This window comes from Bacillus sp. 7705b, from assembly GCF_002289525.1.
GTDB classification, from domain to species: Bacteria; Bacillota; Bacilli; order Bacillales; family Bacillaceae; genus Bacillus; species Bacillus halotolerans.
This window is the reverse complement of the sequence record NZ_NSDH01000019.1, coordinates 1-20750: the sequence shown is the minus strand read 5'-3', so window position 1 is coordinate 20750 and position 20750 is coordinate 1. Positions and strand designations below refer to the sequence as shown.

Here is a 20750-nt window from a genome sequence, read left to right as displayed (position 1 = left end):
TATTGCATAAATAGGAAGGAATGATGTGATATGAAATGGGGATTGGTTGTGTTAGCCGCCGTGTTTGAGGTTGTTTGGGTTGTGGGCTTAAAGCATGCTGACTCAGTCTTAACATGGAGCGGCACTGCCGTCGGTATCATAGTTAGCTTTTATTTGTTAATGAAGGCGACAGCGAGCCTGCCGGTCGGTACCGTATACGCCGTCTTTACAGGTCTTGGCACAGCAGGAACGGTGATGAGTGAAATGTTTCTGTTTCACGAACCGGTCGGATTGCCGAAGCTTTTGTTAATCGGCGTGCTCTTAATCGGTGTGATCGGATTGAAGCTTGTGACACAGGATGAGGCTGATGAAAAAGGAGGCGAGGCATAATGCTTCATTGGATCAGTTTATTAGGCGCGGGATTTTTGGAAATGGCAGGCGTCGCACTTATGAATCAATTTGCGAAAGAAAAAAGCCCCAAATGGGTAGTGCTGATCATTATCGGTTTTGCCGCCTCATTTTCCTTATTATCTTTTGCTATGGAAACCATTCCGATGGGCACCGCTTACGCCGTTTGGACAGGAATCGGCACCGCGGGCGGGGCGCTTATCGGCATTCTCTTTTACAATGAGCCGAAAGACGCCAAACGGATCTTCTTTATCGCATTAATCTTGTGCTCAGCCGTCGGTTTAAAAATTCTGTCATAAATTGATTTTTATCAAATCTTCAGTATAATGGATAATTAGTTTAGACTTACAAAGATAAGAGGGATTATTCATGAAATCATATATGACCCAGCGGTTAAATGAATACCGTGACGGAAATGAAGATAAAGGGCGCCTCTTGGTCAGCTGTCCCGATCAGCCGGGAATTGTTGCTGCGGTTTCTGCGTTTTTATTAGAACATGGCGCCAATATTATTGAATCCAATCAATATACGACAGATCCTGAAGGCGGGCGTTTTTTCCTGAGAATTGACTTCGACTGTGAAGGCATTCAGGAGAAAAAAGAAAAACTCCAGGACGCGTTTTCGTCTATTGCGGATACATTCGACATGACGTGGAGCTTAACGATGGCCAGCGAGCTGAAGCGTGTCGCTATTTTTGTATCAAAGGAGCTTCACTGTCTGCATGAGCTCATTTGGGAATGGCAAACAGGCAATCTCATGGCGGAAATCGCGGTTGTCATCAGCAACCATGAAGATGCGAGAGACCTTGTTGAACCGCTGAACATTCCATTCCACTATTTAAAAGCGAACAAAGATATCAGAGCGGAAGTTGAGAAACAGCAGCTTGAACTGCTGGAGCAATATGATATTGATGTGATCGTTCTTGCTCGCTACATGCAGATCTTAACGCCTGATTTTGTGTCGGCTCATCCGAATCGAATCATCAATATCCACCATTCCTTCCTGCCTGCTTTTATCGGTGCCAATCCGTATAAACGGGCTTATGAGCGGGGGGTCAAATTGATTGGCGCAACTTCTCACTATGTCACAAATGACCTTGATGAAGGGCCGATCATTGAACAGGACATTGAGCGTGTTGACCACCGCGACAATGCCGACGCGCTGAAAAATATCGGCAGAACGATTGAACGCAGCGTTCTTGCCCGCGCTGTGAAATGGCACCTGGAAGACCGCGTCATCGTTCACGAAAATAAAACCATTGTCTTTAACTAGACTGCCAGACGCCCGCGGAATGCGGGTTTTTTTGATGTAGAAAAAACCTTGACAAGAGGCTTTTTTCTTTGCATAATATAAAAAAATCATTGAGCGTTGAAGAGGATTAGTAAGCAGACCTTTCTGTGACAGAGAGCAAAATGAGTGGCTGAAACATTTTGCCGCATGAAACCTGCCGAACCTGCCTCGGAGTCTTAGGGGGAAAACCTAGGCGCATAACCTGGCGTTACAGGGAAGCGGAACGTGCTGAAGTGCGTTCAAACAAGGTGGTACCACGGAAACCCATTTCGTCCTTATGAATGAGGATGAAATGGGTTTTTTTATTGTAAGTTGGCTGGCGAAGAGCCGCGGAGGAGAATAAATGAAAAAACAAAGAATAGTAGTGAAGATAGGAAGCAGTTCGCTTACAAATAGCAAAGGAAGCATTGATGAGGTGAAAATCAGAGAACACGTTCAGGCAATTTCTCTTTTGAAAAAAGCGGGGCATGAAATGATTTTGATTACCTCGGGAGCAGTAGCGGCGGGGTTTTCCAGTCTCGGTTATCCGTCCCGTCCTGTTACCCTCAAGGGAAAGCAGGCGGCAGCCGCGGTCGGACAAACACTGTTAATGCAGCAATACATGAATCAATTTAAACAATACTCACTTACCCCGGGACAAATCCTTTTGACGAGAAATGATTTTTCGAAGAGAGAGCGGTATCGAAACGCGTATGCAACGATTATGGAATTACTGGAGCGCGGTGTTATCCCGGTTATTAATGAAAATGATTCTACGTCTGTTGAAGAATTGACTTTTGGCGACAATGATATGCTCTCTGCTTTGGTCAGCGGATTAATTCATGCAGACCAGCTCATGATCCTGACTGACATTAACGGGCTGTATGATGCCAATCCAAATGAAAATCCTGATGCGAAACGATTTGATTATTTGCCGGAGATCACCCCTGAATTGCTGGGATACGCGGGTTCAGCCGGATCAAAGGTCGGCACGGGCGGTATGAAATCAAAGCTGTTAGCTGCACAAACCGCACTGTCTCTTGGGGTCAAAGTATTCATCGGAACAGGCAGCGGCGAACAAAAGCTGGCGGATATTTTAGACGGCAGGGGAGATGGGACTTATATCGGCGACAAGGAGCTATCCTCAGTCAACAATACGAGACAATGGATTCAATTCCACTCGCCGATATCAGGGGAAATTGTTATTGACGCGGGTGCCGAAGAGGCGATGGTTCATAACGGAAGCAGTCTTTTACCGGCTGGCGTAGTGGGCGTGAACGGAAGCTTTCCAAAAGGGGCTGTCGTGGAAGTCCGGGGACCGGGCGGTGTGATCGGCAAAGGCCAGACCCATTATTCATCTGAGGAAATTATGGAGGCAAAAGGCAAACGAAGCAATGAGCTTGATTTTGACAAAACGTTTGAGGTCATTCACAGGAATGACTGGGTCAACTTAAAAGACTAGGGGGCGGAAAAATGAGTGAAGTTTCTGTAAAAGCGAAGCTGGCGAAAGAAGCAGCAGCTGAAATGATGATGAAAACAACGGCTGAAAAAAATGAGGCACTCAGTCTCATTGCAAATGGACTCCGTAAAGAATTGGATTTTCTCTTATCAGAAAATGCAAAAGACATTGAGAACGGAAAAGCAAATGGGTTAACACCCGATGTCATTGACCGTCTCACGCTGGATGAGAAACGCATACGCGACATCGCGGACGCGGTAGAGCTATTGATTGATCTGGCTGACCCAGTCGGCGAATCTCTTGAAACAATTGAAAAAGCGAACGGCCTGTTTATTGAAAAAATCCGTGTGCCGCTCGGTGTTGCCGGAATGATTTACGAGGCGAGGCCAAACGTCACAGTTGATGCGGCTACCCTCTGCCTGAAAACAGGAAATGCGGTTGTCCTGCGGGGGAGCTCCTCAGCCATTCACAGCAACAAAGCACTCGTCAGTGTTATTCACAGAGCGCTTGAGCAATCAGAGCTTCCAATCAACGCTGTGCAGCTGATTGAGGATACGAGCAGAGAGACAGCAAAAGAACTCTTTACGTTAAATGACGGTTTGGATGTATTGATTCCGCGCGGAGGAAAAAAACTGATCGATATCGTTGTAAGAGAATCAACAGTCCCGGTATTAGAAACCGGAGCCGGCAACTGTCATATTTTCATAGATGAAACGGCAAATCAGCAAATGGCTGAAAAGGTTGTCATAAACGCCAAAACGCAGCGCCCTTCCGTGTGCAACGCGATTGAATCACTGCTGATCCACAAAGCATGGGCAGAGCAGCACGGAAAAGAATTGCTGACGCAGCTGGAAAAAGCGGGAGTCGAAATCCGCGGCGATGAATTCGTATGCGGGCTTCATTCTTCAAGCAAACAGGCGTCAGAAGAAGATTGGGGAACGGAATACTTAGGGCCTGTCATCAGTGTAAAGACGGTTGAAAGTGTACAGGAAGCTGTGCAGCATATCCAGAAATACGGCACTAATCATTCTGAAGCCATTTTAACTGAAAACGATCAGCATGCGGCTTACTTTCAAACGGCTGTAGACGCCGCCGCGGTCTATCATAACGCGTCGACCCGTTTTACCGATGGCTTTGAATTTGGCTACGGAGCAGAAATCGGCATCAGTACACAAAAGCTTCATGCAAGAGGACCGATGGGGCTTCCTGCATTAACTTCTACAAAATATATCATTAAAGGAACAGGACAAATTCGCGAATAGCGGGGCAATGTTCGATGAAAAAGCTTATCTCGTAACGGGATAAGCTTTTTTTTGTGCACTAAAAAATTGACACCGCAAATTAGATTGTGTACAATTTAATTGTATAAAATATATTTAGGGGGATACAAAAATGAGTCAGCCATTATTTACAGCGTCTGTTTCAGCCGTAGGAGGAAGAGAAGGAAAGGTAATTTCATCAGACCGCGTTCTCGAGCTCGATGTCGCAATGCCGGGAACACCGAGAGCAAAGAAATTAGAAAAAGCGACAAATCCGGAGCAGCTGTTTGCGGCAGGTTACGCAGCTTGCTTTGACAGCGCACTTCAGCTTGTAGCAAGAACAGAACGAGTGAAAGTGGAGACGGAGGTTACAGCGCATGTCAGCCTGTTAAAGGATGAAGCAGATCAGGGCTACAAACTGGGTGTGACGCTGCAGGTGAAAGGAAAAGGAGTCAGTGCAACAGAATTACAGGCACTTGTGCAAAAAGCGCACGGTGTCTGCCCTTATTCAAAAGCAACATCCGGCAATATCGATGTCACATTGGAAGTCGCTGAATAAAAAATGAGGATGCCTCACATAGGGCATCCTCATTTTTTTTGGTGCAGCGTTTCAAGCAATGTATATAGAGCCGATTTTAAGTGTTTTAATTCCTCGCCGGACTGGCCTGAGAGTCCCAGAATCGTTCCCGGAATATCAGCCGCTTTTTCTTTTAATAACGTTCCGTTCTCTGTCAGGCTGATCATCACCAACCGCTCATCCTCTTCAGATCTTTTTCTGGTAATCAAGTCCTGCTGCTCCATCCGTTTCAGCATCGGTGTCAGCGTTCCGGAATCCAAATACAGAAGCTCGCCCATTTTTTTGACGGAAAGTGTTTCGTGTTCCCACAATAAAAGCAAAGCCAAATATTGAGGGTATGTCACATTCAGCTTTTCAAGCAGCGGCTTGTACTGCTTTGTCATTTCCCGCGAACTCGCATAAAGCAAAAAACAAAGCTGATTCTCTAATTTCATATGATCAAATCCATTTTGCATCTGTGTTCACCAACTCTTTCTGACATTACATACTATTGTAGCTGAAAATCACCACTTTTCCTATTCTCGGCAAACAAAACATGTTTAAAAAGATGTGTATGGGAAATATAACAACTAAAGACAAATAAGGAGGCTGAAAACAAATGGCATTATTTACAGCAAAAGCCACTGCTCGCGGTGGACGTTCAGGACATATTCAATCAGATGACGGGGTTCTCGATTTTGACATTGTCATGCCCAATGCAAAAAAAGAAGGACAAACCGGAACAAACCCGGAACAGCTCTTTGCTGCAGGCTATGCAGCATGCTTTGGCGGCGCGCTTGAACACGTGGCCAAAGAACAAAATATTGACATTGATTCAGAAATAGAAGGACAGGTCAGCCTCATGAAGGATGAAAGTGACGGCGGCTTTAAAATCGGAGTCACACTTGTCGTCAATACAAAGGGATTGGATCGGGATAAAGCCCAAGAGCTTGTCGAGGCTGCTCATGAATTTTGTCCTTATTCTAAAGCGACAAGAGGAAATGTTGATGTAAAATTGGAATTAAAATAATTTGCAGCATCCTGAGAGTTCTCAGGATGTTTTTTTGATATGAACGGATTGGTTATGATCTTTTCGAAGTGTGAATACATGTAGTATAGGTGGATTCAGACTAGAGAAAAGGTGAGCGAATGAAAAGACCGAAGCTGTCAGTTTGTATGATTGTCAAAAATGAAGAACGTCATATTGTCCGCTGTTTAGAAAGCGTGCAGCATATTGCTGATGAAATCATTGTCGTTGATACCGGATCAAACGATCAAACCGTAGAAATTTGCAGAAGTTTTCATGCTCAGGTCTATCATCATCAATGGACACAGGATTATTCGCAGGCAAGAAACATCAGTTTACAGCATGCCAAGGGTGAGTGGATTTTGATTTTGGATGCAGATGAAGAGTTAGACGTGGATACGGGAAGCTTATTGCGTTCACTGCTGAATGACTGCAGGCAGTCCCTTGGTTACGTAAAGGTTATAAACTATACGGGAAAGCAATGGGATGAAAACGAAGCATTTGAACAAATGCAGATCAGGCTGATACGGAATCAGCGGAAGATAACGTTTAAGGGAAGAATTTGCGAAAAGCCCGTGGGTGAGGAGGCAAGCGGCGCTTTCTCTCTCCCTTGTGTTATTCACCATTACGGCTATCTGGAGCAGGAGGCAAAGTGTAAGCATAAACGTAATTTAAGCATATTGAATACAGAATTATTGACGTCATATGCCGACCCGCTTCTCATTTATCAGAAAGCAGCTGAGTACGACAGAGGCGGTGAACAGAGCAAAGCCATCCGCCTGGCAATGAAGTGCATAAATGAATGCAACAGCAAAAAGCAAATTCCTCCAGCGGTTTTATATTATATCAAGTTTAAACTCTTCATTGATTCTGAACGGTATGAAGAAGCTGAGCGGGATATTGATGAAGCACTGCGGCATTATCCAGATTACAGCACCCTTTACTACTACAAAGGGATAATGAAGTATCAGCTTAAAAAAGTCAGAGAAGCGATTACAGCATTTGAATCCTGTCTGCAAACGCAAGGTGAAAACCATCAGTACGTACAGGTTAAAGGAGCCGCTGATTTTCGATCCCTTTGCTGGCTGGGCGTCTGTCACGCTGAATTGCATCAACATATGACAGCCGTTTTATATTTGCAAAAAGCGCTGAAAGCAAACCCGAGGTGTACTCAGGCACAGCAGCTGCTCAGTGAATTAACAAAGGATCAGGCCGCACATGCCTGATCCTTTAATATTCTTTTTTATGGTCAACATCCCGCCATGCTTGGAACGGAGACAAATGCTCCGCAAGAGTCACGTGATAAAAGGGGATCGTTCTCTCTTCAGCAGGTTTATCAATTTCTTCATAAATAAATGAATCATCAAATCCTGCTTCAGCAGCATCTGTATGCTCAGCAGCAAAGTAAACGGCTTTCGGCCGGGCCCAGTAGATGGCGCCTAAGCACATTGGGCATGGCTCGCAGCTCGTATACAACATGCAGTCATCCAGCTGGTATGTCCCAAGCGCTTTACAGGCGTTTCGAATAGCAGTCACTTCCGCGTGGGCAGTCGGATCATTGCTTGTAGTGACGTTGTTCTGTCCCTCGGCTATAATAATTCCATCCTTCACGATAACGGCTCCGAAAGGCCCGCCGATTCCAGCTTTCACTCCTTCACGTGCAAGCTCGACAGCCCGCTTTAAAAACGCTTCATGATTCATCCCAAACCCTCCCAGTCGATCGAATGATATAAGTATAGCCGAAAAGAAGTGCAAAAAACATTCTCAAAAAAATGAAAAATAAACAAAATATTTGGGGGATTTGCTAAGATGAAAAAAGGGAGGGGAGTATATGCTGCATTTGTATATCGCCAGGCATGGACAGACACATTGGAACGTAGAAAAAAGAATGCAGGGCTGGCTGGATTCTGGTGTAACAGAACTTGGGCTGTACAATGCCCGAGCTCTTGGAGAACGGCTGAAGGATATTAAATTCAATCAGGTTTACATCAGCCCGAGCAAGCGGACAGAAGAGACGGCAAAAGCTATATTGGGACCGCGCCGCCTGCCGCTGGTGAAAGATCGTATATTCAGAGAAATGTCGCTGGGGCCATGGGAAGGGAAAAAACAAGAGGATATTGAAAGAGATGAACCTGATCTTTTTCATGCTTATTTTCATCATCCTGAAGCATATCGCCAGCCGGGATGTGAAACGTTTTTTGACCTCGAAAGCCGGGCAAGGCTGGCTCTCCAATTGATTTTAGACAGCCATTCTTCCGGGAATGTTCTTCTGGTTACCCATTCTGTCTTTATATTAATGCTGTTAAATATCATAAAGGGAAGAGGCATTCATGACATATGGAATTCTGCTTACATACATGATACATCATTGAGCCTTGTGGCATTTGATAAAAATGGAACAGCCAAAATACTAAAAGAAGGGGATGGGGAGCATCGAAAACCGATTCCCGTTTTCTAAAAGAAAAAACCATCTGCATTTGCAGATGGTTTTCGTATTATACAAGCTGTGTCTGCTTAGCTCTTGCCTGTTTCGCCGCTTCAACCATATTTTTTAAGGCTGCGACTGTTTCTTCCTGCTGTCTTGTTTTTAAACCGCAGTCAGGATTTACCCAGAAACGGTCAGTCGGACATACGGCAAGCGCATCAACGATAATGTTGTACATTTCTTCAGTTGACGGGACACGTGGACTGTGAATGTCATAAACACCAAGCCCGAGCCCTTTCAAATACGGATGCTCTTTTAAGTAATCCAAAAATCCTCCGTGGCTTCTGCTGTGTTCGATCGTAATGACATCAGCGTCAAGATCATTGATCGTATCGACGATGTCTTCGAAGTTGCTGTAGCACATATGTGTATGAATTTGTGTTTCATTTTTCACGGAAGAGGTTGTTAATCTGAATGCTTCGGCAGCCCAAGTCAAATATTCATCCCAATCACGGGTTTTTAACGGAAGGCCTTCACGCAGGGCTGGCTCATCGACTTGAATGATTTGAATGCCCGCGTCTTCAAGCGCTTTTACTTCTTTGCGGAGGGCGAGTCCGATTTGGAATGCGATTTCTTTTCTCGAGATATCGTTCCGAGGGAAGGACCAATTTAAAATCGTAACAGGACCTGTCAGCATTCCTTTTACATGCTTGGATGTTAACGATTGAGCGTATACAGTATCTTTCACTGTCATCGGTTCAATAAACTCTACATCTCCATAAATGACCGGCGGGCGTACACAGCGTGAACCGTATGATTGAACCCAGGCGTACTTCGTAAAGGCGAAGCCGGCCAGCTTTTCACCAAAGTATTCAACCATGTCTGTCCGTTCGAATTCACCGTGAACAAGAACATCAAGATCCAATTCCTCCTGAATATCAATCCATCTTTTCGTCTCCGCGTTGATAAAGTTTTGGTATTGTTCATCAGACCACTCGTTTTTCCGCCATTTTTGGCGTGCGCTGCGTACTTCAGCAGACTGCGGGAAGCTTCCGATTGTTGTTGTCGGCAAAAGCGGGAGGCCGAGAGATTCATTTTGCAGGGTTAAGCGTTCTTCAAACGGAATCGGGCGCTTGAAGTCTTTATCGCTTAATTGTTCAAGCTCTTTCTTTTGTTCAGAATTAGCTCCTGTTGCAAATTGTTTGAGCGCTTTGATGTCCCCTTTCGCTTGCTGAATTTGTTCACTGATGGCGGCTTTGCCTGATACTAAGCCTTCTTTTAAAACTGTCAGCTCTGCCAGTTTTTCTTTCGCGTAGGACAATCCGTTCAGCAGATCCTGTTCCAAATGCTCGTCTGGGTGTTTCGCTACCGGAACATGAAGAAGGCTGCTGGAAGGCTGAATCCACAGTTCATCAACCTGTGCAATGCTGAGGATATGAAGCACGGCATCCAGGCGTTCTTCAAGATCCGCTTTCCAAATGTTGCGTCCGTCTATGACACCGGCTGCCAGCACTTTATCTTTCGGAAAGCCGTGTGTCTTAAGCTGTTCCAGGTTTCTGCCTTTATCATGAACGAAATCAAGCCCGATGCCCTGTACAGGATAAGAAATGAGCTCCTCATAAGCATCAACAGAATCGAAATACGTTTGCAAAAGTACATTCAAGGAAGAAAGCTCATTTGTGATGCTCTCGAATAACTCTTTTACGCCGCGTACATCCTCAGCTGAAGCGGTGACAAGCGCAGGTTCATCAATTTGAACCCATTTTACGCCTTCTTCTTCAAGCTCTTTTAAAAGCTGTACATATAACGGCACGAGACGTTTTTGAATTGCTTTAGCTTCAGATGGCTCGTAGCCTTTTGCAAGCGTGACGAACGTATAAGGGCCGACGATAACAGGTTTTGTTTCAACGCCGTACTCCTGTTTGATTCGGCGGTAGTCTTCAAGCTGTTTGTTTCTTGTCAGGCGGAACTCTAGGCTCTCGTCATATTCCGGCACGATGTAATGGTAGTTTGTATTAAACCATTTTGTCATTTCACTTGATACGGCGTCTTTTATTCCGCGGGCGATGGCGAAGTATGTATCTGTACTGTCAGTCAGGTGTCTGAAGCGTTGCGGGATCCAGTTGAAACTGACCGCAGTGTCAAGAATATGATCATACTGTGTGAAATCAGAAACAGGCACAACATCAATCTGCTGGTCAATTTGCGTTTTCACTGCGGATAAGAATAATTCATCGATTTGCTTCAAAAACGTATCTTTATCGCTGTTTCCTTTCCAATACGCTTCAAGCGATTTTTTCCATTCTCTGTTCAGTCCGATTCTTGGAAATCCTAAATTCGATGTTTTGATTGTTGTCATTGTTTCTCCTCCTTTATATGTAAAACACTCTTGTTGACCCGCGGATACAGGCTGTTAAGAGGTTTTCTCACAACTAAAAAGCCTCTTTCCCATGAGAGAAAGAGGCTTTTTTGCAAAACATACAGCCTCTCTCATCTCTCAGAAACAATCTGATGGAATTAGCACCGTGCCTTAAGAGATATAAATCTCGGCGCGAAAATCAGTGCGCCCCATTTCACAATGGAATTACGGTCGGTTGCTGTTGGGGTCAAAAGGCCAATCCCTCGCCCAACTCTCGATAAGAGAAAATGTTATTAATTTTTTGAAAAGTTGAATCATTTGTTGGTAATCTTAACAGCAATTCAAATTCATTGTCAACAAAGATTTTGAAATTTTTTTTACAAATTACAGTATATATTATATGAGAAAAATAATATTATAGGGTCAGTAAATGTGACTGCTCTGCTTTCTCCGATAGCTCATCAGGAGCGGTTAAATACAGGAATCCATTCCCGGCCAATGTTTTTGCGATATCGAGCGGAAGTGTCCTGCGGATCAGCTGCGCATAAAGCTCAGATTCAGAGAGCTCTCTTTGAAAAGATTCTTCTTCAAAGCTTTTAATTAAAGCAAGCGCTCCGCTGACATGAGGGGCAGCCATTGAAGTGCCGGTAAGCTTCCCGTATTTCTTGTTGGGAAGAGTGGATAAAATGTTTTCACCAGGTGCAACAAGATCAATCTCTTTATTTGCGTTTGAAAATTCTGACGATTCACGCGCTACTGAAACAGATCCAACCGCAATTACATCATTATACGCAGCAGGATAGGAAAGCTCCTCTGTGCGTTCGTCGCCGTCACCCTCATTTCCCGCAGCACAAACGACTAGCACTCCGTTTTTGACGGCGTTTTTGACCGCTTCCTCCAGTTCAGGCACATCGCTCGGTCCGCCAAGGGACATTGAGATGATATCAGCCTTTTGCTCAACAGCATAGTTAATGCCGTTAATAATCCATTCGTACTTTCCGCTGCCGTTTTCACCGCCAAGCACCTTTACAATTAAAAGGCTTGCCTCAGGCGCAACTCCGGCGATGCCGCCGTTTGAATCGTTAGCCGCAATCGTTCCGGCAACGTGTGTGCCGTGTCCGTTGTAGTCGGAAATGGCATCTTCCTTGCCGCCGTCATCATCTGTGAAATTCTTGCCGCCGATGATTTGGTTTTTCAAATCGGGATGGCTCGTATCGCAGCCGGTGTCCAATACAGCAATTTTTACGTCTTTGCCTTTAACCCCTTTTGCCCACACTTCTGGCGCCTTAATCACTTTAATACCCTCAGGAAGCTCGTTCACATCCATGATCTGCTCATTCGTCACATACGGGATCAAGCGGATTTCACCATTCATAAAAAAGCCCTCCTTTTTTATGCTTGCAAGTGGATACAAGGGTGTTATCTCACATTATATGAAAAAAGCAGCCGCTCGGACAGTGTCGTTTGAAGCATTTTGAAAAAATAGGATACAATCCAATGGATTAGTAATTTTCAAAATAATGGATGTCTCTAGCGTGTATGGCTGGGATTCAGCTGTCAGTCAAGTTATAATAGAAGTTGGGAAAGGAGCAGTGTGATGAAACTGAATGAAAAAATATTTGCGTTTTTTTCTGAGCATGTAGAACAAATGGCCGAGGAATGGATTGACACAATGGAGGAAAGCGATCCGAATTCGATTTATGCCTTACATAATGCAACTGTAACCGAGGAGCTGAAAGAGCAGGACAGAGAGTTCTACCGGCATCTGAATTACATGTATGTTTTACCGGAAAAACAATTTCTCGATGAATTTCAACAATGGGTTATTGAGCTGACGAATGATCAAAAACATCTCGATACCCCGGTGCAATACGTCATCCGTGAGTTTATGAGAAACCGAAGATTATATACGAAGTATTTTGAGAAGTTCGCAGAAGAAAACGAGTCGGCATTTGGACCGGGAGAGAAACAAAAATGGGCCGATTTGATTGTGAAAGTTTTTGATTTTACCATTTATACATTCGTCGATCACGCTGAATCGAATGCAAAACAGCAATTAAATGCCCAGAGAGAAATGATACTGGAATTAAGCTCGCCTGTCATTACTCTGAGCAAAACGACAGCTCTGCTGCCGCTTGTCGGTGATATTGATACTGAACGGGCAAAGTTTATTCTTGAGAACACGCTTAATGCATGTGCGAAAAGACGCGTTGAGCATCTGTTGATCGATCTTTCAGGTGTCGTCGTTGTTGATACAATGGTGGCGCACCAAATCTTTAAATTGATTGAGGCGCTTACTTTAATCGGTGTCAGATCCACATTGTCTGGAATCAGACCAGAAATTGCGCAAACCGCTGTACAGCTTGGAATTGATTTTACGAACATTAATATTAAAACCAATCTTGCCCAAGCATTGAACTATCATCAATAATAAAAAAGCCGCTATTCAACATAGCGGCTTTTTCTATGAGGTAAAACATAAAGACACAAGAAAAGATCCTGCGAATAACAAGAGAATGAGGAAAAAGAACAGCCAGTCACGCGGGCTGACGGTAAGCGACCGGTAATACGTCCGGTTTCGGCTGCCTGTGAATCCTTTTGATTCCATCGCAAGAGCTGTTCGTTCCGCTTTTCTGATCGCGCTTGCTAATAGCGGGATGGTATAGCGCTTTAACGCGCTTATTTTTTCTTTTAAGCCATTTTCCGCCGCTCCGCCTCGGATTTTATGTGCCTGCTGGATCAGCTGGACCTCCTCTTTTAACAGAGGGAGAAAACGAAATCCGGCAATGACGCCGTATGCAAGCTTCGGGGACAGCTTGCACTGCTGCACAAGACTCAGCATAAATAAAATCGGATCGGTTGTAAAAACAAACATCATTGATAAGGCAGAAAAGCACAAAATCCGAAACCCGAGCGAGATGCCGACAGCCACATTTTCACTGTTGATCGAAAAAGGGCCGGCTTGAAACAGAAAATTATCTGCGGTCGTCGGAATCTTGCCGAAAACAGCGGCTGTCCATACGCAGCCGAATGCTAAAATCAAAAACGGAATCGTGAACAAAAGCCATTTTTTCAGCGGTATTCTGGCCGCAAACAAGACTCCCGCAACAATCATGATATAAAAGCACGCCGGTGTGTAAGGATTGTAAATAAACGACAGCATGACGACACAGCAAAAAACCGCCGCTGCTTTTACTGCCGGGTTAATGAGATGTAACGGCTGCTTCATCACGCACCTCCTGCTGGTATGTCATCCATTCATATCGAAGGGGGAGGGTGAGCTTTGCTTTTTGGACGAGCTCGGCTTCCCTGGAAAATAATTGTTCCGGTGTTCCGTCAAAGGCCAAATGTGTGCCGTGAAGCACAAGCACGCTGTCAGCATATGAAGATACAAGCTCCATATCGTGTGTGATCATGAGGACAGCGGTGCCTTCTGTCTGGATATGCTGAATCATTTCCATGCATTCAGCGGCTGTTTTGGCGTCTTGGCCAAAGGTCGGTTCGTCTAAAAGCAAAACCGTTACATCGTGCATCAGCATTGTGGCGACACTCAGCCGCCGTTTTTGCCCTTGGCTGATCGCAAACGGATGGTGGTCCGCCAAATGTGCAAGGCCGAAACGCTGCAGCAGGTTCTGCGCTTTTTTCTCGGTTTCGGCATTTGCCGCATGGCCGAACAGCAGCTCATCATATACTGTGTCAGTCACAAACTGGTGCTCTGGATTTTGGAAAACCAATCCCATTTGTTTGCGAAACTCTTTTTCTTTGTAAGACTCCAGAGGCTTATCATGCAGAAGAATCTTGCCGCTTTTCGGTTTGAGCAAACGGGCGAGAACAGACAACAGCGTAGATTTTCCTGTGCCGTTTGGCCCGACAAGTGCCGTCAAAGAGCCTGCACGCAATGAAAAACTGATGTCTTTGAAAATGGTCTGCTGTCCTCTTGAAAACGATAAGCTCTGGACCTGCACTGCGTGTTCAGCAGAAAGAACCGCCGCTTCTTCAGCAGGCCCAGCAGGGAAGGGTTCCTTGAACAGCGTTTCTTTTGACAATGTAAACGGTATGCTCACGTTTTCTTGTAAGCCACAAATTTTTGGCGCAGCGATTCCCATTGTTCTTAACATGTTTGAGTGATGCTGAAACATATCCTTAGTCGGCCCGTCTAAGGCTTTCTTGCCTGCTCCATCCAGTACGATTGTTCTTTCAACCCAAGGCGCCCACTCATCAAGCTGATGTTCGATCACGAGAAGGCCGAAGCCTTTTTCCTGCTGAAGCTCTTTGATCATTTGAACGAATTCCCGTGCTGAATAAGGGTCTAAAAGGGAAGTCGGTTCATCCAGAATAATGAGCTCAGGCTCCATTGCCAAAATACAGGCGAGCGCGACTTTTTGCTTCAGTCCCCCTGACAGAGTGGAAATCGTTTTTTCCTTTACATGAGTGATGTGTAATTTTTCCAGAACGTCATCAATTTTCTTCACCATTTCTTCTTGGGGGATTTGCAGATTTTCCAATCCAAAGGCGATTTCATCCTCTACTGTCAGCATACAAAACTGCTGATCAGGGTCCTGAAAGACGACTCCGACATGCTGAGCGATTGTTTCAGAGGTTTCAGCGTCAGTGATCGGCTTTTGAAATAAGAATACATGCCCAGACAGCATCCCGTCGCAAGCTTCAGGGTAAAGCCCGTTTAAACAGAGGGCAAGCGAGCTTTTTCCGCACCCGCTCGGCCCTAACAATAAAGCGCATTCTCCTTTTTGGAGCTCAAACGTTATATCCTGAAAAATCGGTTTCTCGTTTTCTTCATATGAAAAGCTAAGCCGGTCAACCGAAAGCAACTTGTTATAGGCTTGCATGATTTGATACCCGTTTCCGTTTCTTTTTCAGTTCCTTTCCGAGTGCCATTCCGTTTAAGACACCCGTATATGCGAGAGAATCGCTGACAGCTTTTCCGAGAAGGCCGGCCAGGACCGCACCTGAAACGAGACGGATCACAAGCATAATGAGCAGATAGCCTGGTGAGTACGCCGCATAACCGGAAACAAAGAAATCATAAATAAAGCTGGACACCGAAGACCCCATACCCGCCAGAAGCAGCACAGGAAGGGAATAAGCTTTCCAGCGTGTCGCAAGAAATACAGCTTCTGCTCCGAGACCTTGAACAATGCCGATAACCATAACCATCGGGCCTGAAGGATTTCCCAGCAAACATTCAACGAGAGCTGCGATGATTTCTGAAACAAGGGCCGCGCCCGGTTTACGAATGATGTACGCGGCAATCACCGACACGATAAACCAAATGCCGTAAATCGGTTCATAAGCGATGGGCCCGAACATCCCTGCAAGTACGTTTCCGAAATGGGTGAATACTAAATACACAATGCCAAAAACAATACTGATAACAGACATGATGACAATTTCTTTTACTTTCCAGCTTTTCATTTTATCCCTGCTTTCTGTTTTCTTGATGGACTGTTTGCCGAGAAGTTCACGGTCATGGTGACATGGGCTGTTTGCTGATTTGCCATGCGGAAAGCGGCTTCCAGTGTCCGGAACACGTCGTGTGCATCTCCGTCTACCTCACTTGCGTAATGAACACCCTGTACAAAGGTGCCGTCAGCCTTAGCGATTTCAACAGCTTTCATGATAATGTCCATATAATTCGGCTCATTCATCGGATAAAGCGCAAATTGGCAAGGAGCCTCTGCTTTCAGGTCGTGAACAGATTCTTCGTTGACACGCTTTTCATCTGCTATCAGATATGTATCTCCTTGTGTATCGCCGGGGCAGCCGATGGAAAACGTCCCGTTCATGACAATGTGCTTTTCGCTATTTGCTGCATACAGGTAGATGGCTTTGGCGGCGTCGAATACATGCTCGATCGATCCGCGCAAAACTGTGCTGATATGATCGGTCTTTGTCCAAACCTTTGACGTATCCGTTTTTTTCAGCGCAGACTTGATCACACTGATAAAATCATCTGTCATCGGGTATAAAGAGAACCGAAATCCGGCGATTCTGCTTGTACCGCATAAGTTGTCCATTTCTCTGACCTCCTGTTTTTTGGTAAAATAAAAAACTGCATATTCTTAGGGAATATGCAGTCATAGATCGAGTAAGCGCACGAAAAAATACACCTTTCGGTCAACCTGCACTTCCCCACGCTGGTATTATCCAGATCGGGTCATAAGGGATCAAAGCCCGTTTTTGCGCGCTTTATCTCAGCCATAACAGCACCCCTAGTGCTTTCCGTATACAATTTTTTATTTTGACATCATAATAGATGATAAGAATCATTTTGTAAACAATGAAATCATTTTTTTCATATAGGAACATGAGAGGATGATCGGAATTGGAAAAAGGGCACATATTAATTGTGGAAGATGAAGAAAAAATCGCGAGGGTCCTTCAGCTTGAATTGGAATATGAAGGATACAGCGTCACCATCAAACATAATGGCTCTGAAGGACTTAACGCGGCCACGGAAGGTTCGTATTCCCTATTGCTGCTCGATGTCATGCTGCCAGGGTTGAGCGGGCTTGAAGTGCTGCGTCGGCTGAGGAAAACGGATCAAGAGACACCGGTTATTTTATTAACAGCCCGCGACAGCGTTCCAGATAAGGTAACGGGGCTTGACATCGGTGCGAATGACTATATCACCAAGCCGTTTGAAATTGAAGAATTGCTTGCCAGAATCAGAGCGGCACTCCGCCAAACCGGAAGCAAAACAGAGGATATCGGCACATTTTTGACATATGACGATTTGCAGGTGAACGAGAAAACACGTGAAGTCAGACGGGGAGACAAAGAGGTTGAATTAACGCCCCGGGAATTTGATTTGCTCGTCTATATGCTGAAGCATCCGCAGCAAGTGCTGACGAGAGAGCAAATTCTCAGCTCTGTATGGGGGTTTGATTACATCGGTGATACAAATGTCGTCGACGTGTACATAAGATATATCAGAAAAAAATTGGACTATCCTTACGAAAAACAGCTGATTCATACCGTACGCGGGGTCGGCTATACCATTAAGGGGTAAATGATGAAGCTGAAGACAAAGATTCATCTTTATACATCCATTTGGCTGTTGATTTTATTAGTATTGGTTCATACTGCGGTCTATCTCATTTTTTCATCGGCACTCACCTCAAAGGATGCGGCCCGTCTTGCCGATGAAACGGACAATATCGCCGAAGCTCTTCATACCGCCGAAACACAAGGAGTGGCTTTGCAGGATATGCTGCAGGCCTATCTTCCGGCAAATGGAATGGTGCGGGTAGTGAGTGCGGATCGGAAAGCCGTCATGACCATCACAAAGGAAAAAGCATATAAAGACTTCCCTCTTTCTTTTCACAGCGGAGAAACGACAGACGTGACAAAGCATGAAGGCAAACTGTTTGCAGCAGCAGCTGTCCCGGTCATTTGGACAGACGGACAAGTCGTATCGCTTCAGCTCGTGGAAAGGCTGGAGCATACAGAAGAGAGTCTTCTTCTGCTAAGAATCATCTTAATTGCGGCCAGCGCGGCTGTCTGTATCGCTTCCTTCTTTGCCGGCAGCTTACTCGCCCGCCATATCACCAATCCAATCAGACAATTGGTGACAACAATGAAAGACATACAAAGAGAAAAAGCATTCAAAACAATTTCTCTGGAAGGACAGTCGCATGACGAACTGTATCAAATGGGGCTGACCTTTAATGAGATGGCGAGCATGCTGAAAGAGCACTACGATAAACAGCAGCAATTCGTCCAAGACGCTTCACACGAGCTGAAAACCCCGCTCACCATTATTGAAAGCTACAGCAATCTGATGAAACGCTGGGGGGCAAAAAAGCCTGAAGTGCTTGAGGAATCCATTGAAGCTATTCATTCAGAAGCGGTCCATATGAAAAAACTGACCAATCAGCTGCTTACGCTGGCCAAGACCCATAAAGAACTGGAGCTTGATCTGAAAACGGTTGACCTGATCGAAGTGTCGCGCGCCGTCATACAAACACTCCAGCCGGTTTATAAACGCGACATCCTTCTCGAGACGGACAAGGAGAATTTGCTTGTAACGGCAGATGAAGAACGCATAAAGCAGCTGCTGACGATTTTGCTTGATAATGCCATAAAGTATAGTGACAAGGCCATTGTGATTTCCGCAGGAACCAATAACAGACGTCCGTTTTTGTCCGTAAGGGATGAAGGAATCGGCATACCTGAAGATCATATCCCGCGCCTGTTTGAACGTTTTTACCGGGCGGATGAGGCGCGTAACCGCAAAACAGGCGGAACGGGTTTAGGTCTATCCATTGCCAAACATATTGCCGATGAGCATGGTATTGACCTGTCTGTAAAAAGCAAACCGGGACAGGGAACAAATGTCACGATGCAATTTAAAGAACAGAATGGGGGAGCGCTATGATAAAACGAATGAAAACAGGAGCTGCTGCTGCGGCAGCCGTTTTAGCCATTGTCATCTGCGCGGTTCTTATCATTCAGCAAACCCATGAGGACGTGCTGTCAAAGGAGGCAGTCATAAAAAAAGTAGAAACCTCCTATGAAGGCGACATCACAAAAGTGACGCAATCCAATGATAAAAAAACGTATGATATGACTCTGGAAAATCCAAAAGGAATTTATTTTCTAAAAGCTGATGCTAAATCGGGCGACATATTGTCAATGAACAGAGTGAAAAAGACGAACACATCTGAGATGACAGAAAAAGAAGCTGAGCACCTCGCTCTGGTGCGGGTGCCGGGCACCGTCAAACAACACACGCGAAAACACGGAGTTGCGTCGTATACCATTCAAAAAAATAATGGGGAAACATACGAAGTGAAGGTAGATATGAAGACAAAAGCGGTGGTGTCCGCTGATAAAATCAGCAGCAAAGACAAACAAAAGACAACAATTTCGGAAAAAGAGGCAAAAGCCATTGCAGAGCGTGAGGCTGGAGGAAAAGCGGATGACGCCGATTTGGAAGAAAGCGAAGGCACTCTCCTGTTTGAAGTAGATGTTGATCTCCCGAATGACAAGGAAGCTACGGTGAAAATAAACGCCTATACCGGCAAAGTTTCTAATATTATCTATGAAGACTAATGGTTTTCTCATCAAATTCTCATCTTTCTCTCGTTTTCCTTTCATGTTGAGTGTGTAAACTGAACTCATAACGAACAAGGGAGGAATCACATATGCTGAAGAAAAGATGGATGATTGGCTTATTAGCAGGGTGTTTAGCGGCCGGAGGGTTCAGCTACAACGCGTTTGCGAAAGAAAATAATGAACAAACACAGTCTGTTTCTGAAACTGGCGGACTTACTGAACAAGAAGCGGAGTCCATTGCCAAAACAGTTGTTGACGGAACAGTGGATGACATCGACAGAGACATCTATAACGGCAAAGAAGCTTATGAAGTTGAAATCGAAAAAGACGGTGAAGATTATGATGTTTATGTGGATATCAAGACCAAACAAGCGCTCAATGACCCGTTAAAAGAGAAAAAAGAGCAAGTTGTTTTGACAAAAGAAGAAGCAGAACAGATTGCTCTAAAGAAAACAGCTGGAACCGTTACAGAAAGCAAGCTGGATGAAGACGACGGTGCTTATATCTACGAAATTGAGGTTCAAACGAAACAAGGGACTGAAGCAGAATTTGACATCTCTGCAAAGGACGGACGTATTATGAAACAGGAATTAGACGACTAACCCCGCACCCGCGGGGTTTTTTCATGATAACGGAGCCGCTTTTTGGACAATCTAATAAGAAAAGGAGGCGAAGCGCTTGGAAAAGAAAGAAGAACAATACATCAATCAGGCTGAGTATGTTCCACATCCGACGAAGGAAGGGGAATACGCCTTATTTCTTCATGAAACCTATCATTTGCTTTCTGAAGATGATGAGACGCAAACAACAGAATAAGGGCTTATGGCCCTTATTTTATTTCATCTGATGAGGTGTAAACGCATAAATAACTTTTTTAAGTTGACATAGCTTGTTTTTTTCTGTAATCTCAGTGTGTCAATTCAATTACGAA

23 protein-coding genes and 2 riboswitches are annotated in these 20750 nt (G+C 44.9%); of the genes, 15 read left to right on the top strand and 8 right to left on the bottom strand.

Annotation, left to right across the window (positions count from 1 at the left end):
* The first annotated feature begins 30 nt into the window (after positions 1 to 30).
* The 6 genes from CJU60_RS08090 (at position 31) to CJU60_RS08065 (ending at position 4933) form a co-directional block, all read left to right on the top strand.
* Entirely contained in the window at positions 31 to 369 is a 339-nt protein-coding gene (locus tag CJU60_RS08090; RefSeq protein ID WP_024121115.1) for a DMT family transporter, read from the top strand.
* Positions 369 to 686: a DMT family transporter gene (locus CJU60_RS08085; protein WP_024121116.1), complete on the top strand. Its 318-nt coding sequence runs from the start codon at positions 369 to 371 to the stop codon at positions 684 to 686. The genes CJU60_RS08090 and CJU60_RS08085 overlap by 1 nt, the downstream gene beginning before the upstream one ends.
* Before the next feature lie 70 nt (positions 687 to 756).
* Positions 757 to 1659 carry a formyltetrahydrofolate deformylase gene (gene purU / locus CJU60_RS08080; protein WP_024121117.1) on the top strand — a complete coding sequence of 301 codons (903 nt, stop codon included), beginning with the start codon at positions 757 to 759 and terminating at the stop codon, positions 1657 to 1659.
* A gap of 361 nt (positions 1660 to 2020) precedes the next feature.
* Positions 2021 to 3118 carry a glutamate 5-kinase gene (gene proB, locus CJU60_RS08075; RefSeq protein WP_044156184.1) on the top strand — a complete coding sequence of 366 codons (1098 nt, stop codon included), beginning with the start codon at positions 2021 to 2023 and terminating at the stop codon, positions 3116 to 3118.
* Positions 3119 to 3129: 11 nt separating this feature from the next.
* Positions 3130 to 4377, top strand: a complete 1248-nt coding sequence (proA, locus tag CJU60_RS08070) for a glutamate-5-semialdehyde dehydrogenase (protein ID WP_095713470.1) — start codon at positions 3130 to 3132, stop codon at positions 4375 to 4377.
* 130 nt (positions 4378 to 4507) lie between these two features.
* Positions 4508 to 4933: an organic hydroperoxide resistance protein gene (locus tag CJU60_RS08065; RefSeq protein ID WP_095713469.1), complete on the top strand. Its 426-nt coding sequence runs from the start codon at positions 4508 to 4510 to the stop codon at positions 4931 to 4933.
* Between the two features lie 29 nt (positions 4934 to 4962).
* On the opposite strand, the gene ohrR is transcribed toward CJU60_RS08065, so the two are convergent.
* The gene (ohrR, locus tag CJU60_RS08060; protein WP_095713468.1) at positions 4963 to 5406 is read right to left on the bottom strand and encodes an organic hydroperoxide resistance transcriptional regulator OhrR; all 444 of its coding nucleotides are present in this window, start codon (positions 5404 to 5406) and stop codon (positions 4963 to 4965) included.
* A 143-nt stretch (positions 5407 to 5549) separates the two neighbouring features.
* Between ohrR and ohrB the strand changes: the two genes are divergently transcribed.
* Positions 5550 to 5960, top strand: a complete 411-nt coding sequence (gene ohrB, locus CJU60_RS08055; RefSeq protein WP_095713467.1) for an organic hydroperoxide resistance protein OhrB — start codon at positions 5550 to 5552, stop codon at positions 5958 to 5960.
* A gap of 119 nt (positions 5961 to 6079) precedes the next feature.
* Entirely contained in the window at positions 6080 to 7183 is a 1104-nt protein-coding gene (locus tag CJU60_RS08050) for a glycosyltransferase family 2 protein (protein ID WP_095713466.1), read from the top strand.
* 4 nt (positions 7184 to 7187) lie between these two features.
* Here the strand turns inward: CJU60_RS08050 and guaD are convergent, their stop codons facing one another.
* Entirely contained in the window at positions 7188 to 7658 is a 471-nt protein-coding gene (guaD, locus tag CJU60_RS08045) for a guanine deaminase (RefSeq protein ID WP_095713465.1), read from the bottom strand.
* Positions 7659 to 7788: 130 nt separating this feature from the next.
* Between guaD and CJU60_RS08040 the strand changes: the two genes are divergently transcribed.
* Complete coding sequence (locus CJU60_RS08040) at positions 7789 to 8415, top strand: histidine phosphatase family protein (protein ID WP_095713464.1); 627 nt, start codon at positions 7789 to 7791, stop codon at positions 8413 to 8415.
* Between the two features lie 37 nt (positions 8416 to 8452).
* Here CJU60_RS08040 and metE read toward each other — a convergent pair whose 3' ends face one another.
* Together metE and isp are read right to left on the bottom strand one after the other, a co-directional pair.
* Positions 8453 to 10741, bottom strand: coding sequence for a 5-methyltetrahydropteroyltriglutamate--homocysteine S-methyltransferase (metE, locus tag CJU60_RS08035; RefSeq protein ID WP_095713463.1), 2289 nt, complete (start codon positions 10739 to 10741; stop codon positions 8453 to 8455).
* Positions 10742 to 10869: 128 nt separating this feature from the next.
* Positions 10870 to 11025, bottom strand: a riboswitch (SAM riboswitch).
* A gap of 131 nt (positions 11026 to 11156) precedes the next feature.
* Positions 11157 to 12116 carry a serine protease Isp gene (gene isp / locus CJU60_RS08030; protein ID WP_024121126.1) on the bottom strand — a complete coding sequence of 320 codons (960 nt, stop codon included), beginning with the start codon at positions 12114 to 12116 and terminating at the stop codon, positions 11157 to 11159.
* Positions 12117 to 12338: 222 nt separating this feature from the next.
* On the opposite strand from isp, the gene rsbRB reads away from it, so the two are divergent.
* A complete protein-coding gene (gene rsbRB, locus CJU60_RS08025; protein ID WP_024121127.1) occupies positions 12339 to 13172 on the top strand; it encodes an RsbT co-antagonist RsbRB in 834 nt (277 codons plus the stop codon).
* A 33-nt stretch (positions 13173 to 13205) separates the two neighbouring features.
* On the opposite strand, the gene CJU60_RS08020 is transcribed toward rsbRB, so the two are convergent.
* The 4 genes from CJU60_RS08020 to CJU60_RS08005 are packed head-to-tail and all read right to left on the bottom strand — an operon-like array spanning position 13206 to position 16776.
* On the bottom strand, positions 13206 to 13970 hold the full coding sequence (locus tag CJU60_RS08020; RefSeq protein ID WP_095713462.1) for an energy-coupling factor transporter transmembrane component T family protein: 765 nt from the start codon (positions 13968 to 13970) through the stop codon (positions 13206 to 13208).
* Positions 13945 to 15588, bottom strand: coding sequence for an ABC transporter ATP-binding protein (locus CJU60_RS08015; protein ID WP_095713461.1), 1644 nt, complete (start codon positions 15586 to 15588; stop codon positions 13945 to 13947). Before CJU60_RS08015 ends, CJU60_RS08020 begins: the two co-directional genes overlap by 26 nt.
* On the bottom strand, positions 15575 to 16174 hold the full coding sequence (locus CJU60_RS08010) for an ECF transporter S component (protein ID WP_095713460.1): 600 nt from the start codon (positions 16172 to 16174) through the stop codon (positions 15575 to 15577). Before CJU60_RS08010 ends, CJU60_RS08015 begins: the two co-directional genes overlap by 14 nt.
* Positions 16171 to 16776 (bottom strand): YkoF family thiamine/hydroxymethylpyrimidine-binding protein, encoded by a 606-nt coding sequence (locus CJU60_RS08005; protein WP_095713459.1) that lies wholly within the window; start codon positions 16774 to 16776, stop codon positions 16171 to 16173. The genes CJU60_RS08010 and CJU60_RS08005 overlap by 4 nt, the downstream gene beginning before the upstream one ends.
* 95 nt (positions 16777 to 16871) lie before the next feature.
* A riboswitch (TPP riboswitch) is annotated at positions 16872 to 16983 on the bottom strand.
* Between the two features lie 101 nt (positions 16984 to 17084).
* Between CJU60_RS08005 and CJU60_RS08000 the strand changes: the two genes are divergently transcribed.
* The 5 genes from CJU60_RS08000 (at position 17085) to CJU60_RS07980 (ending at position 20635) form a co-directional block, all read left to right on the top strand.
* A complete protein-coding gene (locus tag CJU60_RS08000; RefSeq protein WP_095713458.1) occupies positions 17085 to 17771 on the top strand; it encodes a response regulator transcription factor in 687 nt (228 codons plus the stop codon).
* A gap of 3 nt (positions 17772 to 17774) precedes the next feature.
* Complete coding sequence (locus tag CJU60_RS07995; protein WP_095713457.1) at positions 17775 to 19139, top strand: sensor histidine kinase; 1365 nt, start codon at positions 17775 to 17777, stop codon at positions 19137 to 19139.
* Entirely contained in the window at positions 19136 to 19816 is a 681-nt protein-coding gene (locus CJU60_RS07990; RefSeq protein ID WP_095713456.1) for a PepSY domain-containing protein, read from the top strand. The genes CJU60_RS07995 and CJU60_RS07990 overlap by 4 nt, the downstream gene beginning before the upstream one ends.
* A gap of 92 nt (positions 19817 to 19908) precedes the next feature.
* On the top strand, positions 19909 to 20421 hold the full coding sequence (locus tag CJU60_RS07985; RefSeq protein WP_024121135.1) for a PepSY domain-containing protein: 513 nt from the start codon (positions 19909 to 19911) through the stop codon (positions 20419 to 20421).
* A gap of 76 nt (positions 20422 to 20497) precedes the next feature.
* Complete coding sequence (locus CJU60_RS07980; RefSeq protein ID WP_003218541.1) at positions 20498 to 20635, top strand: transcriptional regulator SplA domain-containing protein; 138 nt, start codon at positions 20498 to 20500, stop codon at positions 20633 to 20635.
* The last annotated feature ends 115 nt before the right edge of the window (positions 20636 to 20750 follow it).

Coding starts and splice junctions, on each gene's coding strand:
- CJU60_RS08090 (WP_024121115.1), top strand. CDS start 31: ATGAAATGGGGATTGGTTGTGTTAGCCGCCGTGTTTGAGGTTGTTTGG.
- CJU60_RS08085 (WP_024121116.1), top strand. CDS start 369: ATGCTTCATTGGATCAGTTTATTAGGCGCGGGATTTTTGGAAATGGCA.
- purU (WP_024121117.1), top strand. CDS start 757: ATGAAATCATATATGACCCAGCGGTTAAATGAATACCGTGACGGAAAT.
- proB (WP_044156184.1), top strand. CDS start 2,021: ATGAAAAAACAAAGAATAGTAGTGAAGATAGGAAGCAGTTCGCTTACA.
- proA (WP_095713470.1), top strand. CDS start 3,130: ATGAGTGAAGTTTCTGTAAAAGCGAAGCTGGCGAAAGAAGCAGCAGCT.
- CJU60_RS08065 (WP_095713469.1), top strand. CDS start 4,508: ATGAGTCAGCCATTATTTACAGCGTCTGTTTCAGCCGTAGGAGGAAGA.
- ohrR (WP_095713468.1), bottom strand. CDS start 5,406: ATGCAAAATGGATTTGATCATATGAAATTAGAGAATCAGCTTTGTTTT.
- ohrB (WP_095713467.1), top strand. CDS start 5,550: ATGGCATTATTTACAGCAAAAGCCACTGCTCGCGGTGGACGTTCAGGA.
- CJU60_RS08050 (WP_095713466.1), top strand. CDS start 6,080: ATGAAAAGACCGAAGCTGTCAGTTTGTATGATTGTCAAAAATGAAGAA.
- guaD (WP_095713465.1), bottom strand. CDS start 7,658: ATGAATCATGAAGCGTTTTTAAAGCGGGCTGTCGAGCTTGCACGTGAA.
- CJU60_RS08040 (WP_095713464.1), top strand. CDS start 7,789: ATGCTGCATTTGTATATCGCCAGGCATGGACAGACACATTGGAACGTA.
- metE (WP_095713463.1), bottom strand. CDS start 10,741: ATGACAACAATCAAAACATCGAATTTAGGATTTCCAAGAATCGGACTG.
- isp (WP_024121126.1), bottom strand. CDS start 12,116: ATGAATGGTGAAATCCGCTTGATCCCGTATGTGACGAATGAGCAGATC.
- rsbRB (WP_024121127.1), top strand. CDS start 12,339: ATGAAACTGAATGAAAAAATATTTGCGTTTTTTTCTGAGCATGTAGAA.
- CJU60_RS08020 (WP_095713462.1), bottom strand. CDS start 13,970: ATGAAGCAGCCGTTACATCTCATTAACCCGGCAGTAAAAGCAGCGGCG.
- CJU60_RS08015 (WP_095713461.1), bottom strand. CDS start 15,588: ATGCAAGCCTATAACAAGTTGCTTTCGGTTGACCGGCTTAGCTTTTCA.
- CJU60_RS08010 (WP_095713460.1), bottom strand. CDS start 16,174: ATGAAAAGCTGGAAAGTAAAAGAAATTGTCATCATGTCTGTTATCAGT.
- CJU60_RS08005 (WP_095713459.1), bottom strand. CDS start 16,776: ATGGACAACTTATGCGGTACAAGCAGAATCGCCGGATTTCGGTTCTCT.
- CJU60_RS07995 (WP_095713457.1), top strand. CDS start 17,775: ATGAAGCTGAAGACAAAGATTCATCTTTATACATCCATTTGGCTGTTG.
- CJU60_RS07990 (WP_095713456.1), top strand. CDS start 19,136: ATGATAAAACGAATGAAAACAGGAGCTGCTGCTGCGGCAGCCGTTTTA.
- CJU60_RS07985 (WP_024121135.1), top strand. CDS start 19,909: ATGCTGAAGAAAAGATGGATGATTGGCTTATTAGCAGGGTGTTTAGCG.